This window comes from Mycoplana rhizolycopersici (assembly GCF_013378445.1).
In the GTDB taxonomy this organism is placed as follows: Bacteria; Pseudomonadota; Alphaproteobacteria; order Rhizobiales; family Rhizobiaceae; genus Mycoplana; species Mycoplana rhizolycopersici.
Map to the genome: position 1 here is coordinate 12,709 of NZ_JABXYK010000013.1, position 15,092 is coordinate 27,800.

Sequence of the window (15,092 nt, forward strand, 5' to 3'; positions counted from 1 at the left end):
GCATGCCACGTTCCCGCAAGGAGCAGCCCATGGCCGTTGAGACGAAGACAACCTGCCCTTATTGCGGCGTTGGCTGCGGCGTGATCGCCCGCGTCGACGATGACGGCGCCGTCTCCGTCAAGGGCGATCCGGATCATCCGGCGAACCTGGGGCGCCTTTGCTCGAAAGGTTCGGCGCTGGCCGAGACGATCGACCTCGATGGGCGCCTGCTCCATCCCGAGATCGATGGCAGGCGGGCCGGCTGGGACGAAGCGCTCGACCGTGTGGTGCAGCGCTTCTCGGCTGTCATCACCGAGCATGGGCCTGACGCCGTCGCCTTCTACGTCTCCGGGCAGCTCCTGACCGAAGACTACTACGTCGCCAACAAGCTGATGAAGGGTTTCATCGGCTCGGCCAACATCGACACCAATTCCCGGCTCTGCATGTCGTCCTCCGTCGCCGGCCATCGCCGCGCCTTCGGTTCGGACACCGTTCCCGGCTGCTACGAGGACCTTGAGCTGGCCGATCTGGTGGTGCTCACCGGTTCCAACCTCGCCTGGTGCCACCCGGTGCTCTACCAGCGCCTCGCCGCGGCCAAGGCCGCCCGGCCCGGCATGAAGGTGGTCGTCATCGACCCGCGCCGGACGATGACCGCCGACATTGCCGACCTGCATCTCGCAATCCGCCCCGACGGCGACGTCGCGCTGTTCAACGGCCTCCTCGCCCATCTCGCCAAGACGACGGCGATCGACGAGAACTACCTTGCCGCGCACACCGAAGGCTTTGGCGAGGCTTTCGCAGCGGCAAGCGGCATGAGCTTTCCGGAGTTGATGGACAGGACCGGGCTTGGCGCCAGCGAACTGCGGCAGTTCTTCGGGCTGTTCGAGCGCACCGAAAAGACGGTCACCTGCTATAGCCAGGGCGTCAACCAGTCGTCGTCAGGCACCGACAAGGTCAACGCCATCCTCAACTGCCATCTGGCGACCGGTCGCATCGGTCGGCCCGGCATGGGGCCGTTCTCGCTGACCGGCCAGCCGAATGCCATGGGCGGACGCGAGGTCGGCGGCCTCGCCAACATGCTGGCGGCGCATATGGCGATAGAAAATGCGGAGGATCGGGATCGCGTGCAGCGCTTCTGGGGTTCGCCGACGATTGCCGACCGCCCCGGCCTGAAGGCCGTCGACCTGTTCGAGGCGGTGGCCGAAGGCAGTATCAAGGCGCTCTGGATCATGGCGACCAATCCGGTGGTGTCGATGCCGGATGCGGATGCGGTAGAGGCCGCCATCAAGGCCTGTCCTTTTGTCGTCGTATCCGATGTGTTGAAGACCACGGATACCGCGCGCCATGCGCACGTGCTGCTGCCCTCGCTCGGCTGGGGCGAGAAGGACGGCACGGTGACGAATTCCGAACGCCGCATATCCCGCCAGCGCTCCGTCCTTCCGGCGCCGGGGGAGGCGCGTGCCGACTGGTGGCAGCTTTCCGAAGTCGCCCGCCGGATGGACTTTTCCGGTTTCGACTATCGCTCGCCCGCCGAGGTCTTCGATGAGCATGCTGCGCTCTCAGCCTTCGAAAACGACGGCAGCCGCGATTTCGATATCGGCGACTATGCCGGGCTCGACCGCGAGATCTACGAGACGCTGGCGCCGTTCCAGTGGCCGGCGCCGTTAAATGGCAGCAAAGCCCCCGCCAGCAATCCACCCCTCGGCGGCACGAAGCCGGACAGCGCCAGACGTTTCTTCGCCAATGGCGGCTTCTACCATCCTGGCGGCCGGGCCCGCTTCGTCGCCGTGACCCCTGCCGAGACCGACCGGACGAATGCCGAGTATCCCTTCACGCTGAACACCGGCCGCATCCGCGACCAGTGGCATACGATGACGCGGACGGGGAAGAGCGCACGCCTCTCCTCCCATATTGCCGAGCCCTACGCCGAGCTTCACCCGCGCGACGCGATAGACATCGGCGTCGGCAATGCCGGTCTGATCGAGATTGCAAGCCCGCATGGCAAAGCGATCGTGCGCGCGCTGATCACCCAGCGACAGGCGCGCGGCAATATCTTCGTGCCGATGCACTGGAACGACCAGTTCGCGGCCAAGGCCCGCGTCGATGCGCTCGTGCCGCCACTGACCGACAAGTTTTCCGGTCAGCCGGCCTCCAAGAACGTCGCCGTCAGCGCGCGCCCCTTTTTAGCCTCGTCCTATGGCTTTGCCGTATCGGTCGAAAAGCCTGTGGCGCCGCAGGCCGACTATTGGGCGATCGCCAGGGCCGAGGGCGGATGGCGGGCCGAACTCGCCTTTGCCCGCGAAGTTGTGGACTGGCCGGCATGGTGCAGGCAGACCTTTGCGCTGCCCTCCGACGTGGAGCCGCTCGGCTATGCCGACCGCCAGACCGGCGATCTCCGGCTCGCCTTCTTCGATGGCGACCGGCTGCTGGCTGCCCTGTTCCTCGCTCGCGAGCCTGTTGCTGTCGCGCGCAACTGGGCGGTCTCGCAGCTCTCGGCCGAGCACGGCAACCTGCGCAAACGCTTCACTCTCGTCGCCGGACGCCCGGGCGCCGGCAGGCCCGATCCGGGCGCCACCGTCTGCTCCTGCTTTTCTGTTGGCGTCAATCAGATCGTCGGTGCCGTTCGCAAGGGTTGCCACTCGGTGGAGGCGGTCGGCGAAACGCTGAATGCCGGAACCAATTGCGGCTCCTGCCGCGCGGAGATCAGGGGGATCATTGATGGATGTCTTGCAGCAGCGGCGGAATGACAATACCGCCCGGGTGGAACCACTCGCCACGCTTCCCGTGTTCTGGTCACTGGCAGGCAAACGGGTAATCGTTGCCGGCGGCTCCGACGCGGCTGCATGGAAGGCCGAACTCTTGGCAGCGTGCGGCGCGGAGGTGCACGTCTACGCAGACGACCTTTCGGAAGGTTTTGCCAGGCTGGTCGAGGCCGATATCGCTTTGCCCCGCACCCTGTCCCTTTCCCCGCAAGCCCGGAAAGGGGACGCAGCATCTGCACGCGAACAGGCAGGCGGGAGGAGGGCCGGCGAGAGGGAGGCGTTCGACGGCGGCCAAATCCTCGCCTCTCCCAGCATGCGGCGAGAAGGTGCCGGCAGGCCGATGACGGTGGAAACCTCACAACGTCACGGCCACTACGTTCACCATCCGCGCTCATGGTCGCCCGAGATTTTCGCCGATGCCGCCCTTGCCATCGCCGACTGCGAGGACGAGGAGGAGGCGCTTGCCTTCTTTAAAGCCGCACGTTCCGCCGGCGTTCCGGTCAATGTCATCGACAAGCCGGCTTGCTGCCAGTTCCAGTTCGGCTCGATCGTCAACCGGTCTCCCGTGGTCGTAGCGATCTCCACGGACGGCGCGGCTCCCATCCTGACACAGGCGATCCGCCGCCAGATCGAGACCTTGCTGCCGCGCAGCCTGAAGAGTTGGGCCGCTCTTGCCCGGTCCATGCGCGACCGCGTCAACGAGAGACTGGCACCGGGCCCGCAACGGCGCGCGTTCTGGGAACGCTTCGTCGACCGCGTCTTTGCCACAACGGACACGCCGGAGGAGGGCGTCGGCAGGGCGCTTCTTGCAGATGCCGAAAGGCTCGCGGAAGCGCCCGCCACCGGCCGTGTGACGCTCGTCGGAGCGGGACCGGGCGAGGCCGAGATGATGACACTCAAGGCGGTGAGGGCGCTTCAATCCGCGGATGTGATCCTGTTCGACGATCTCGCGTCCGACGAGGTGCTGGAACTCGCCCGCCGCGAAGCCAGGCGCATGCTGGTGGGCAAGCGCGGCGGCCGCGAAAGCTGCCGGCAGGAGGAGATCAACGACATGATGGTGACGCTGGCGCGAGCCGGCAAGCACGTCGTGCGGTTGAAATCCGGGGACCCGGCGATCTTCGGGCGCGCCGGCGAAGAAATCGAAAGACTGGAGCGGGAGGGCATTCCCGTCGAAATCGTTCCCGGCATCACCGCGGCAAGCGCCATGGCCTCGCGTCTTGGCGTATCGCTGACCCATCGCGACTGCGCGCAGTCCGTCCGCTTCATCACCGGGCACTCCCGTCATGGCGGCCTGCCGGCGGATGTGGACTGGCGCGCGGTGGCAGATCCCCGGACGACGACCATCTTCTACATGGGAGGACGAACGGCATGTCTCATCGCCGAACGGCTTGCAGAGGAGGGCCTGCCTGCGGCAACCCCTGCCGTCATCGTCAGCAACGTCAGCAGGCCGTCCGAGAAACGCTGGCTGGGCACAGTGGAAAGCATTCCCGCAGGCATCGCGAAAATCGGCTTCGAAAACCCGGTCCTGATCGGCGTCGGTACCGTTTTCGAGGCCTGTGCGGCGCGATACCAGACCGCGCCGCAACATGCGCCGGCCGGCGTGCAGGAGACGGCAGCCCTGCATGCGCGACGTTAGCGAGCCTTGGCCGGGCACATGGGTGAATGAACCTTGGGCGCCGTCTATTCCGGAAGATGGAAGGCACCTCTGAAATAGGCGCGAAATGCCGACATCTGCGGGGAAAATTCGGTGCTGCGCCGCCAGGCCAGGCCGACGTCCATCGACGGTATGTCGTCCTGGAGCACCAGCGTCTCGATGCGTCTGCCCTCCAGCGACCACGGCCGGTGCACCATGTCCGACAGGATCGCGACGCCCTGGCCATTGGCAACGAGCGAACGGACGGCCTCCACCGAGGAAGTGCGCAGCGATATGCTGGGCTGGTAGGGCGTCTGGGTCCAGTACTTCAGCGAGGTATGCGAAGCCTCGTCCACCGTCAGCATGATATAGGGTTCCTCGGCGACATCCTTCAGGCCGACCGGCCCCACCGACAGAAGCCTGTGGCGGGCGGGAAGCCACAGGCGGCGCGGAGAACTCAGCAGTTTCTCCGTCTGCAGCTCGGGATTGAGGATGTTCGAGGTCAGCAGCACCGAAATGTCGTAGCGGTTGGTCAGCAGCCCTTCCTCGATCGACTCCCGATTGAGCTCGAAGAGCTGGATGTCGAGCCCCGGGAACTGCCGGCGTAACCGCTCGATGTGATAGGGCAGGAAATAGCCGATGACGGTGTAGGTCGCCGCGACCGTCAGGCGGCCAGTGACTTCGCTGGTCACCAGGTTGAGCTGCTGGGCCTCGGCGACCTTCTTCATGATATCATAGGCATGGCCGAGAAACTGCCGTCCGGCAGACGTCAGGTCCATCCCGTGAGGCGTGCGCTCGAAAAGCTGCGCCCCGACCGTTTCCTCCAGGTCGCGGATCGCCGTCGTCACCGCAGACTGCGAGATCGACAGGTTGACCGCTGCTTGCGAGACCTGCCCGGATTCCGCTGTCGCGATGAAATATCTGACCTGTTTGAGACTGAGCGCCATATCGTAATTCTGGATATCGATCTTTCGTTTTTCAGATACGAGGCCGAAGCATCGGCTCAATTTCTCTCCAGCGCACCCTTATTTCCGCGCTAAACACTTGAATCAACAACGGATTGTGGTGCTCAGAAAATGGGCGCCATATTCTGATTTTCAGATAATAAACATGAGAAATTCGAATTTTTCAAATGCGAAATTTGCGCGTAGCGTCTCCTGACGAAAACGCGTGCACCATCTTGCATTGCAAAAAATACAAGCAGAATGGGAGAGGCTTTTGGCTCTCGAGGTAGTAGATATCAATTGCGACATGGGCGAGGCTTTCGGGCGCTGGCACGTCGGCGACACCGACGATGCGAGCCTCATGGGCTACATCAGTTCCGCCAACATCGCTGCCGGCTTTCACGCCGGCGATCCGAACCTGATGGACCAGACGGTTCGCCTCGCGGTGGAGCATGGCGTCGGTATCGGTGCGCACCCCGGCTACAACGACCTGCAGGGCTTCGGCCGTCGCCGCATCAACGGCACCTCCCGCGAACTGGTCAACGACATCGCCTACCAGGTCGGCGCGCTGCGCGAATTTGCGCGCCGCCACGGCGCCCGCCTTCAGCACGTCAAGCCGCACGGCGCGCTCTACATGGAAATGGCAGTCAATCCGGACTTCGCCCAGCAGTTCATCACCTACATGCGGACGGTGGCGCCCAACGCATTCGTCTTCTGCATGGCGGGTTCGGCGACGGAGCGTGCGGCGCACGAGGCGGGGCAGCCCGCGATCCGCGAGTTCTATGCCGATCGCGACTATGATGAGAGCGGCTCCATCGTCTTTACCCGCGACGCGGGCCGGCCGGACCCGGCCGCGATCGCCCGCAAGGTGGTCCGCGCCTGCGTCGAGGGCAGGGTGACCGCTGTCACCGGCCGCGATATCGAGGTCCCGTTCGAAAGCATCTGCTTCCACTCCGATACGCTCGGCGCATTGGACATTGTACGCCACATGCGCGATGCGCTGCGCGCCGAGGGCATTCGCATCGCCCCGGTATCCGAAATCGTCAAAGTTTAATTTCCGGAGAACATCATGAGCAAGCTCGAGATCAGATCGCCGCTTCCCGGCACTTTCTACCGCAAGCCGTCTCCGGATGCGCCAAACTTCAAATCCGACGGCGATGCCGTCGCCACCACCGACGTGGTCGGCCTCATCGAGGTGATGAAGACCTTTCACGAGATTCCGGCGGGCATAGAAGGAAGCCGGGTCACGTTCCTGGTGGACGATGCCGAACCGATCATGGCAGGCCAGGTGATCGCAGAGGTCGAGGCATGACGATCCGCTCGCTGCTGATCGCCAATCGCGGCGAGATCGCGGTGCGGATCATCCGGGCGGCCAAGGCTCTGGGCATCCGCACCGTGCAGGTGCATTCCGCCGCCGACCACGACATGCTGGCCGTCAAACTCGCCGACGAGGCGATCGACATCGGCCCGCCGTCTGCCGCAAAGTCATATTTGAAGATCGAGGCGGTGATCGCCGCCGCCAGGCAGGCCGGCGTCGATGCCATCCACCCCGGCTACGGCTTCCTGTCCGAAAATGCCGCCTTTGCGCAAGCGGTCGAAGACGCCGGCATGATCTTCGTCGGCCCGAAGGCCGGGGCAATCAGCCTTCTCGGCGACAAGGTCGAGGCGCGCAAGGTCGCCAAGCGTGCCGGGGTGCCGACGGTGCCAGGCAGCGACGGCCGCGTGGACAGCGTCGAGGTTGCCCGCGAGATCGTCGGAAGGATCGGGTTCCCGATCATGATCAAGGCCGCCGCTGGCGGCGGTGGCCGCGGCATCCGGATTGCCGAGACGATGGAGGATTTCGAACGTCACTTCCCGCAGGCCTCAGCCGAGGCGCTCGCCGCCTTCGGCGACGGCGGCCTCTACATCGAGAAGGTGATCACGCGGGCCCGCCACGTCGAGGTGCAGATCCTCGGCGACGGGGAGAATGCCGTGCATTGCTTCGAGCGAGAATGCTCGCTCCAGCGCCGTCGCCAGAAGGTCTGGGAGGAGGCGCCATCGCATCTCCTGCCCGAGAATGTGCGCACCGCCCTTTGCGCCAGCGCAGTGGCGCTTGCCCGGGAGGTGAACTACCGCGGCGCCGGTACCGTCGAATATCTCTACGACGAGGTCAGCGGCGAGTTCTACTTCATCGAGGTCAACACCCGCATCCAGGTCGAGCATCCGGTGACGGAGATGATCACCGGCATCGACCTCGTGGCTGAGATGATCCGCATCGCCGGCGGCGAAAAGCTGTCCGTTCGCCAGGAAGACATCAAGGTCCACGGCCATGCCATCGAATGCCGGATCAACGCGGAGGATCCGTCCAAGGGCTTCCTGCCGGGACCGGGCACGGTGGAGAAGCTGGTGGTGCCGGAAGGCGAGGGCATCCGTTTCGACACCATGCTCTACGAGGGCTACACGGTCCCGCCCTTCTACGACTCGCTTCTCGGCAAGCTGATCGTCTGGGCGGAGACGCGCGAAGCCTGCCTGAAGCGCCTGCAAGACGCCCTGCGCGGCCTCACGATCAAGGGGCTGCCAACGACGGTTCCGCTGCACTTGGCACTGGCCGGCGACCCGGCCGTGGCAAACGCGGATTTCCATACGCGCTTTCTTGAACAATGGCTTGAAACGGATTTTCCGGCGGCGCTCGCCGCCCTCGAGGAGGCTGCCTGATGCCCATGCGCTATTCATTCGGAGGCGACGAGCACCTGTTTGTCGAATGCAGCGAGGACATGTCGCTCGAGGCCTTCTTCAACAGCCTGTCAATGACGACCGGCATCAAGGAGGCGGGTATCAAGGGCGTGACCGAGATCTGCCCGGCCAACGCCTCCTTCCAGATCAAGTTCGATCCGGATGTCATCCATCCCGACGACGTGCTGAGCGAAGTCAAGGCGATCGAGGCTGCGGCTACGAAGGCGGAGCCCGTTATCACCACCCGCATCGTCGAGATCCCGGTCTTCTACAACGATCCCTGGACACACGAGACGCTGATGCGTTTCCGCGAGCGCCATCAGGACCCGACGGGCACCGACCTCGACTATGCCGCACGCATCAACAATTACGCCTCGGTCGACGAGTTCATCAGGGCGCATTCCGGTTCGCCGTGGTTCGTATCGATGGTCGGCTTCGTCTCCGGCCTGCCGTTCATGTACCAGATGGTCGAGCGCAAGCGGCAGATTCAGGTGCCGAAATACCTGCGCCCGCGCACGGACACGCCGCGCCTCACGGTCGGCCATGGCGGCTGCTTCGGCTGCATCTACTCGGTGCGCGGCGCCGGCGGCTACCAGATGTTCGGCATCACGCCGATGCCCATCTACGACCCCACCCAGCAGACCAGCTATCTGAAGGATTTCATGGTGTTCTTCCGTCCGGGCGACATCGTGAAGTTCAAGCCGGTCGACCGCGACGGCTACGACCAGGCGGTGGAAGACGTGGACAAGGGTCGGTTTGCGCCCCCGATCCGCGAGGTCAGGTTCGACCTGCGCGAGTTCCAGAACGACATCGACGGCTACAACGCAAAGCTGGAGGGCGTGCTCAATGGCCATTAAGGTTATCCATCCCGGCCTTGCCACGACCGTCCAGGACCTCGGCCGCCCGGGCTATTTCCATCTCGGCATTCCCGAAGGCGGAGCGATGGACCGCTTGTCGCTCAAGGCGGCAAATCTTCTCGTCGGCAATGACGAGGGCGCCGCCGGCCTCGAGGCCGTGTTCATCGGGCCCAAACTCGAATTCACCCGGGATGCAATGGTTGCAGTCACCGGCGCGGAGATGCCCATCAAGGTCGATGGCGTCGAACAGCCCGGCTGGACTGCCCTTGCCGTGAAGGCCGGACAGGTACTGACGTTCGATTTCCTCAAGGGCGGGGCACGCATCTACATCGCCGTATCCGGCGGCATCGACGTTCCCACGGCCCTCGGCAGCCGTTCGACCTATCCGATCGGCGCGCTTGGCGGCTTCAATGGCCGCGCGATCGCCGCGGGTGACGAATTGCCGGTGGGCGAGGCGCGCAAGGCGACCGAAGGAAAATCGATCCCCGAGGCGCTGCGCCGCAGACCGGGCATGCCGGCGGAACTTCGCGTCGTGCCTGGCCTCTACTGGCATCGCATCAGCGAACAGGCTGGCAGGAACTTCTTCGAGGACGAATGGAAAGTGGCGCCCGAGGCCGATCGCATGGGTTATCGCTTCCGCGGCGGCAGGCCGCTCGATTTCGTGCCGCGCGAGCAGCCGTTCGGTGCCGGATCGGATCCGTCCAACATCGTCGACAGCTGCTACCCCTATGGTTCGATCCAGGTGCCCGGCGGCACCGAGCCGATCATTCTGCACCGCGATGCCGTCTCCGGCGGCGGTTATTTCATGATCGGCACGGTGATCTCGGCCGACATGGACCTGATCGGCCAGATGCAGCCGCATACGCCGACCCGCTTCGTCAAGGTCGATATCGGGACGGCGCTGCAAGCCCGCAAGGACCGCGCCGCCCTTCTCGGGCAGATCAAGGCGCTGTTCTAGGAGGATAGGGCGATGGCCGGGACGACTGCGAGAAAAAGCGTTGCGGCCATCGTCACCCGGCATGCTCCGGAAAGCGCGGGCCGGCAGGCGAGCGCCTTACTCCATCACGCGGGTGAGGTAGTCGGCGGTAACGCTCGGCCCCGGAATGATCGCCACGATCTTCATCTGGGCGATCGTCCGGTTGACCGAGGCGTCGAGATGGCTTTCGAGCATGGCGGCGGCGGCGGCAACCGCCCCGCGCATCAACAGTTCCACCACGAGCCGCAGCTCGGTGATGAGGATAGGCTCGCCGGGCAGGCCGAGACGGCGCAGCAGGCGCTCGGTCGCGGCCACCGGCAGCAGGTTGTTTGCGATGAGATCGCGCAGCTTCTCGTTCGGCGTCGACAGGACACAGGTTTCGATGAAGCGCGTCTGGATATCCTCAGGGTCGCGCTGGACGTCGAGCGCATGCAGCTTCTCAAGTTCGGCGAGGCGATCGAAGAGCCGCTTCAGCGCATCGCGATCGAGGTGCGGCGCACCGGTGATCAGCGCCTGGGGCTCGAGCATCTTGCGCAGGACGAAATGTTCCTTGACCGTCTGCGCCGTCAGCGGTCCTGCCACCCAGTGGGAACTCTGGTTCTTACGAACCAGGCCCCGTTCGCTCAGGCGGCCCAGAACGTCGCGCACGACCGTTCGGCTGACGTTGAAGTGGCTGGCAAGCTCGGTTTCGATGATCCTGTACTGCCCGAAGACAACACAGCCGGCGACGTCCTTCTCGACCGTGTTGTAGATCCGCTCCCAGGAGGAACGGCTCTGCAGCGCTTCGTCAACGTGCTGGGGAACGACGAGGCCGATCGACTTGATGTCGACGCGGTTCGGCTCAACGCGCTCCCCGCCGGGACCGACAAGGAAGCCGCGCCCCTTGAAGCGCGACACCAGTCCCTCGGACTCCAGCGTTTGCAGCGCGCGCTGCACCGGGGCGCGCGAAATCTGCAGGATCTCGGCAATCGGGCCCTCCAGCAGCACCAGACCGGCCGGAAGCGTGCCCTCGACAATATTCTTCCGCAGCACGTGCTCGGCAAGTTCGTAGCGACGCTGCGTACTCTGTCCGGTCCGGTTGTCGGCCATGAAATCAAGATACCTTCGCTCTGGCGCCCGAGTGGTCATCCGTTTGTACGCGATCTGCAATTGAAGTTCGATAGACGACTATAAATGCATTTTGCATACATCATTGACAAGAAGGATTGACGCAATTCGGCGCCGATTGCGCTGAAAACGGGACATCGCGCCGCGCGCAGAATGCGCGCGGTGCGGATGTGTGCGCGAAATGCGCGCCAAAGAGGCGATAACGTGCGCGTTCTCGAGGCGCATCGGCGCGTCCGCCGACAAGCCTGCCAACTTCTGCTCCAACAATGCAAAAAATTCAAAAAAGTCTATTGAGTACAAAAATCATTTATGTATTCTAGATCACAACAAGCGCGCCGCTCAGAAGCGCGGGGAACTGAACACAGATTTTAACTTTGGTGGAATCATTCGATCGTGCGCGGAACGCCTGCGTGCGAGCGCTATCGGCTTGTCGCCGTTCGGTCGTCACTGGCTGAACGAACGGATTGTCGTTGCCGGATGCATGCCGCCTGCAAACTGGCAGGATGAACAGTGTCGGCCGTGCTTCAACTTTCCAATGTCGTGAAGACCTATGGTGACCTGAGGGCGCTCGACGGGATCGACCTGTCCCTGCCTGACGATTCCTATGTCTCGCTGCTGGGGCCGAGCGGCTCCGGCAAGACCACGCTGCTGCGCGTGATCGCGGGTTTCGAACCGCCGGAAGGCGGCACAATCCGGTTTTCCGGCAAGGATGTAACCAACACGCCGCCGCACGAGCGTAATATCGGCTTCGTCTTCCAGAACTTTGCCTTGTTTCCGCATCTGTCGGTCTACGACAACATCGCCTTCGGACTGGTCAATCGTGCAGTGGATCCGGTCACCGACCCGAAGCTGGTGGACAGGAAGGTGCGCGACATGATTTCACTGGTCGGGCTCACGGGTCTCGAAGGCCGCGCCACGACCCAGATCTCGGGCGGCCAGAAACAGCGCGTCGCGCTTGCGCGCACGCTCGTCACCGAGCCGCAGATGGTCCTGCTCGACGAGCCGCTGGGTGCGCTGGACGCCAACCTTCGCGCCCGCATGCGCAGCGAACTGCGCATGATCCGCGAACGTTGCGGCGTGACCTTCCTGCATGTGACCGGCAGCGAGACCGAGGCGCTCGCCATGGGCGACACCGTGCTCGTGCTCGACCGGGCGCGCATCGCCCAGCAGGGCGATTCCGACACCATCTACAACCGCCCCTGTTCGCCGGCCGTGGCCCGCTTCCTGAACTGCTACAACCTGTTCTCGGGCAAGATGGCCGATGGCGGATTTGCAACTGCGCAGGGGCTGCTTGGCTTCCAGGGACAGCCGCAAAGGGCTGCCGATCCTGCCTATGCCATCCGCTACGACCGCGTCGACATCCGCCCGGCAGGGGCGGCTGTGACCGGAGACGAGGTGCAGATCGAGGGCACTTTCATCGCCAGCGAATACACCGGCTCGGCCGTCAACGCCTTCTTTTCGCTGGACGACGGAAAGGTGTTCGAGGTGGAGGCGCATCTCAGCCACCGGGCGCCGGAAAATCACGAACCGCACAGGCGCTACGCGCTGGCCTGGAAGAGGGAGGACGCCCTTGTCTTCGCTTGAACCGAATGCACGCCGCTGCCTCCCAGCCCGTTCGCGGAGAATTGCGAGATGACCATGACCGCCGTCACCGAAGAAATCAAAACCGAGAAGGCTGCGGCCAAAAGCTCGTCTGGCAAGACGCTGTGGCTGCTTGCGCCGGGCGTGCTGTGGATGCTGCTCTTCCTCGTCCTGCCGCTCGCGATGATGCTCTATGTGTCGTTCTGGACGCAGACCACCTTCAAGATCGAGCCGACGCTGACGCTGAAGAGCTGGATCACCTTCTTCACCTCCGACACCTATCTGGGCGCGCTGTGGACCACCGTGCGGATCTGGCTGATCGTGCTCGCGGCCACGGTCGTGGTCGGCTATCCGGCAGCCCTTTTCGTCGGGCTGTTCGTCAAGAACAAGACGCTGCAGACCGTCCTGCTGGTGCTGTGCGTCATACCGTTCTGGACCTCGTTCCTCATTCGCGTGCTGGCCTGGCGGCCGATGCTCGGCAAGGAGGGCGCGATCAACATGATCCTGATGAAGATCGGCATCATCAGCCAGCCGATCGAGGTGCTGCTCTTCTCCGAGCTCTCCGTCATCATCGGCATGACGCAGATCTACTGCGTTTTCATGGTCGGCCCGATCGCCTTCATGCTCGGCCGCATCGATCCCTCGATCATCGAAGCCGCCAAGGATCTCGGCGCAGGCTTCTGGCGGATTTTCCGCACCATCATCCTGCCGCTTTCCATGCCGGGCGTCGTGGTCGGCGCCATCTTCGTCTCGGTCATGGTTCTCGGTGAATTCGCTACGTCGGCCGCACTTTCGGGCCGCAAGGTGAACCTGCTCGGCAACATCATCGTCACCCAGGTCGGATCGCTGAAATGGGCCTTCGCGGCGGTCGCCGGCGTCGTCCTCACCATCCTCATGGGCGCAGTCGTCGCGGCTCTCCTGCGGGTCGTCGATCTCAGGAAGGAGCTCTGATCATGAACGCAAGCGGCATCAAGTTCGGCCTCGGCGTCTACACCACGCTCTTCCTCGTCTTCCTGTACGGCCCGCTGGTCGTGCTTGCCATCCTGTCGTTCCAGACGGGTCCGGAGGGCGGGCCGCAGTTTCCGATCATCGAATGGTCGACCTACTGGTACAAGCATCTCTTCGGCCTCACGCCCCCCTCGCGCATCGCACCGCTGCCGATCGACCAGGGGCTCGGCCGCTCGATGCTTCTGGCGATGATGACCATGGTGGTTTCCACCATCCTCGGCGTCACCGCAGCACAGGCCTTTCGGCGCAGGTTCACCGGTTCCGGCGTGGTCTTCTATCTGATCGTGCTCGGCATGATGGTCCCTGGCGTGCTCGTCGGTCTCGGTATGGCACTGGTCGCCAACACGCTCGGCATCGAGCGCCACTGGTGGGGCACGGCGTTCGTCCTGCACGTCGTCTATACGTTCCCCTTCGCCTTCCTGGTGATGCTGGCAATCTTCAACCGCTTCGATTCCAGCGTCGAGGAAGCCTCCTGGTCGCTCGGCGTCAGCCCGGCCCGCACCTTCAGGAAGATCACCTTCCCGCTGATCTTCCCGGGCGTCCTGTCGGCAATGCTGTTCGCCTTCACGCTCTCCTATGACGAGTTTTCCCGCACGCTCTTTGCGTCCGGCCGCGACCTGACGCTGCCGCTCGCCATCTACGGCACCTTCTCGGTGGAGGTGCACCCCAACGTCTTCGCCTTCGGGGTCCTGACCACGCTGTTCTCGTTCGCGCTGCTTAGCGTCTACGCGGTACTGATGGGCCTCTCCGTCCGCCGCGCCAAGCGTATCGCCGTCCAGGAGGAAGCATGATGTCCGGCATATCCACCATCGTTACCGGCGCGGGGTCGGGCATCGGCCGGGCGATAGCCGAACGGCTTGGCGCCGACGGCTACAGGGTCCTCGTGAACGACCTCTCGCCTGAGCGCGCCGAGACGGTCGCTGCCGGCATCCGGGCCAGGGGCGGCGCCGCCGTCGCCTTCGCCGGCGATGTCTCTTCGGAGGCGGACACAGCTTCGATCCACACGGCGGCCGTGAAAGCGCATGGCACGGTAGGCCTTCTGGTCAACAATGCCGGCATCGCCCACCAGGCGCTGTTCGAAAATCTCGAAGTCCGCGACTTCGACCGCATGTTCGCCGTGCATGTCCGTGGCACCTTCCTGATGACCAAGGCCGTTCTCGGCCCGATGCTCGCAGCCGGAAAGGGGTCGATCATCAATATCGCCTCGCAGCTCGGCCAGATCGGCGGCATCGAGCTTGCCCACTATTCCGGTGCCAAGGCGGCGATCATCGGCATGACCAAGTCGCTGGCCCGCGAGGTGTCGAACCGCGGCGTCCGCGTCAATGCCGTGGCACCCGGGCCGATCAACACGCCACTGGTGATGGAACTCTCGCCGGAATGGCGCGAGCGCAAGAAATCCGAACTGCCGCTCGGCCGCTTCGGCGAACCGGAGGAAGTGGCCGCAACCGTCGCGTTCCTCGCGTCCGACGAAGCAAGTCTGTTCGTCGGCCAGACGCTCGGCCCGAACTCCGGCGACGTCATGCTGTGAAGGAA

Annotated in this window: 14 protein-coding genes; 12 read left to right on the plus strand and 2 right to left on the minus strand. The window is 64.1% G+C overall.

Annotated features, from left to right (window positions below):
- Positions 1-29: 29 nt before the first annotated feature.
- Positions 30-2,726, plus strand: a complete 2,697-nt coding sequence (locus tag HV823_RS19085) for a nitrate reductase (RefSeq protein ID WP_176951338.1) — start codon at positions 30-32, stop codon at positions 2,724-2,726.
- Positions 2,698-4,377, plus strand: a complete 1,680-nt coding sequence (gene cysG / locus HV823_RS19090; protein WP_176951339.1) for a siroheme synthase CysG — start codon at positions 2,698-2,700, stop codon at positions 4,375-4,377. Before HV823_RS19085 ends, cysG begins: the two co-directional genes overlap by 29 nt.
- A 44-nt stretch (positions 4,378-4,421) precedes the next feature.
- On the opposite strand, the gene HV823_RS19095 is transcribed toward cysG, so the two are convergent.
- A complete protein-coding gene (locus HV823_RS19095) occupies positions 4,422-5,321 on the minus strand; it encodes a LysR family transcriptional regulator (RefSeq protein WP_176951340.1) in 900 nt (299 codons plus the stop codon).
- A gap of 304 nt (positions 5,322-5,625) precedes the next feature.
- On the opposite strand from HV823_RS19095, the gene HV823_RS19100 reads away from it, so the two are divergent.
- Genes HV823_RS19100 through HV823_RS19120 form a run of 5 tightly spaced genes read left to right on the plus strand, consistent with a single transcriptional unit; the run spans position 5,626 to position 9,845 of the window.
- Positions 5,626-6,372 carry a 5-oxoprolinase subunit PxpA gene (locus HV823_RS19100; protein ID WP_246301801.1) on the plus strand — a complete coding sequence of 249 codons (747 nt, stop codon included), beginning with the start codon at positions 5,626-5,628 and terminating at the stop codon, positions 6,370-6,372.
- 15 nt (positions 6,373-6,387) lie between these two features.
- Positions 6,388-6,630, plus strand: coding sequence for an acetyl-CoA carboxylase (locus HV823_RS19105; RefSeq protein WP_176951342.1), 243 nt, complete (start codon positions 6,388-6,390; stop codon positions 6,628-6,630).
- Positions 6,627-8,012, plus strand: coding sequence for an acetyl-CoA carboxylase biotin carboxylase subunit (locus HV823_RS19110; RefSeq protein ID WP_176951343.1), 1,386 nt, complete (start codon positions 6,627-6,629; stop codon positions 8,010-8,012). The genes HV823_RS19105 and HV823_RS19110 overlap by 4 nt, the downstream gene beginning before the upstream one ends.
- Positions 8,012-8,887: a 5-oxoprolinase subunit B family protein gene (locus HV823_RS19115; protein ID WP_176951344.1), complete on the plus strand. Its 876-nt coding sequence runs from the start codon at positions 8,012-8,014 to the stop codon at positions 8,885-8,887. The genes HV823_RS19110 and HV823_RS19115 overlap by 1 nt, the downstream gene beginning before the upstream one ends.
- Positions 8,877-9,845 (plus strand): 5-oxoprolinase subunit C family protein, encoded by a 969-nt coding sequence (locus tag HV823_RS19120; protein ID WP_176951345.1) that lies wholly within the window; start codon positions 8,877-8,879, stop codon positions 9,843-9,845. Before HV823_RS19115 ends, HV823_RS19120 begins: the two co-directional genes overlap by 11 nt.
- A gap of 96 nt (positions 9,846-9,941) precedes the next feature.
- Here the strand turns inward: HV823_RS19120 and HV823_RS19125 are convergent, their stop codons facing one another.
- Positions 9,942-10,952: a GntR family transcriptional regulator gene (locus tag HV823_RS19125; protein WP_176951346.1), complete on the minus strand. Its 1,011-nt coding sequence runs from the start codon at positions 10,950-10,952 to the stop codon at positions 9,942-9,944.
- A gap of 199 nt (positions 10,953-11,151) precedes the next feature.
- Between HV823_RS19125 and HV823_RS19130 the strand changes: the two genes are divergently transcribed.
- From HV823_RS19130 to HV823_RS19150, 5 genes are read left to right on the plus strand one after another with little or no spacing between them, the layout of a single operon-like run.
- Positions 11,152-11,514, plus strand: coding sequence for a hypothetical protein (locus HV823_RS19130; RefSeq protein WP_176951347.1), 363 nt, complete (start codon positions 11,152-11,154; stop codon positions 11,512-11,514).
- Complete coding sequence (locus HV823_RS19135; protein ID WP_176951348.1) at positions 11,481-12,554, plus strand: ATP-binding cassette domain-containing protein; 1,074 nt, start codon at positions 11,481-11,483, stop codon at positions 12,552-12,554. Before HV823_RS19130 ends, HV823_RS19135 begins: the two co-directional genes overlap by 34 nt.
- A gap of 48 nt (positions 12,555-12,602) precedes the next feature.
- A complete protein-coding gene (locus tag HV823_RS19140; protein ID WP_176951349.1) occupies positions 12,603-13,502 on the plus strand; it encodes an ABC transporter permease in 900 nt (299 codons plus the stop codon).
- Between the two features lie 2 nt (positions 13,503-13,504).
- Positions 13,505-14,350 (plus strand): ABC transporter permease, encoded by an 846-nt coding sequence (locus HV823_RS19145; RefSeq protein ID WP_176951350.1) that lies wholly within the window; start codon positions 13,505-13,507, stop codon positions 14,348-14,350.
- Positions 14,347-15,087 (plus strand): SDR family NAD(P)-dependent oxidoreductase, encoded by a 741-nt coding sequence (locus HV823_RS19150; protein ID WP_425487681.1) that lies wholly within the window; start codon positions 14,347-14,349, stop codon positions 15,085-15,087. The genes HV823_RS19145 and HV823_RS19150 overlap by 4 nt, the downstream gene beginning before the upstream one ends.
- Positions 15,088-15,092: the final 5 nt, after the last annotated feature.

Excerpts from the sequence above, each read along its gene's own strand:
- HV823_RS19085 (WP_176951338.1), top strand. The coding sequence starts at position 30 with ATGGCCGTTGAGACGAAGACAACCTGCCCTTATTGCGGCGTTGGCTGC.
- cysG (WP_176951339.1), top strand. The coding sequence starts at position 2,698 with ATGGATGTCTTGCAGCAGCGGCGGAATGACAATACCGCCCGGGTGGAA.
- HV823_RS19095 (WP_176951340.1), bottom strand. The coding sequence starts at position 5,321 with ATGGCGCTCAGTCTCAAACAGGTCAGATATTTCATCGCGACAGCGGAA.
- HV823_RS19100 (WP_246301801.1), top strand. The coding sequence starts at position 5,626 with ATGGGCGAGGCTTTCGGGCGCTGGCACGTCGGCGACACCGACGATGCG.
- HV823_RS19105 (WP_176951342.1), top strand. The coding sequence starts at position 6,388 with ATGAGCAAGCTCGAGATCAGATCGCCGCTTCCCGGCACTTTCTACCGC.
- HV823_RS19110 (WP_176951343.1), top strand. The coding sequence starts at position 6,627 with ATGACGATCCGCTCGCTGCTGATCGCCAATCGCGGCGAGATCGCGGTG.
- HV823_RS19115 (WP_176951344.1), top strand. The coding sequence starts at position 8,012 with ATGCCCATGCGCTATTCATTCGGAGGCGACGAGCACCTGTTTGTCGAA.
- HV823_RS19120 (WP_176951345.1), top strand. The coding sequence starts at position 8,877 with ATGGCCATTAAGGTTATCCATCCCGGCCTTGCCACGACCGTCCAGGAC.
- HV823_RS19125 (WP_176951346.1), bottom strand. The coding sequence starts at position 10,952 with ATGGCCGACAACCGGACCGGACAGAGTACGCAGCGTCGCTACGAACTT.
- HV823_RS19130 (WP_176951347.1), top strand. The coding sequence starts at position 11,152 with ATGCGCGCCAAAGAGGCGATAACGTGCGCGTTCTCGAGGCGCATCGGC.
- HV823_RS19140 (WP_176951349.1), top strand. The coding sequence starts at position 12,603 with ATGACCATGACCGCCGTCACCGAAGAAATCAAAACCGAGAAGGCTGCG.
- HV823_RS19145 (WP_176951350.1), top strand. The coding sequence starts at position 13,505 with ATGAACGCAAGCGGCATCAAGTTCGGCCTCGGCGTCTACACCACGCTC.
- HV823_RS19150 (WP_425487681.1), top strand. The coding sequence starts at position 14,347 with ATGATGTCCGGCATATCCACCATCGTTACCGGCGCGGGGTCGGGCATC.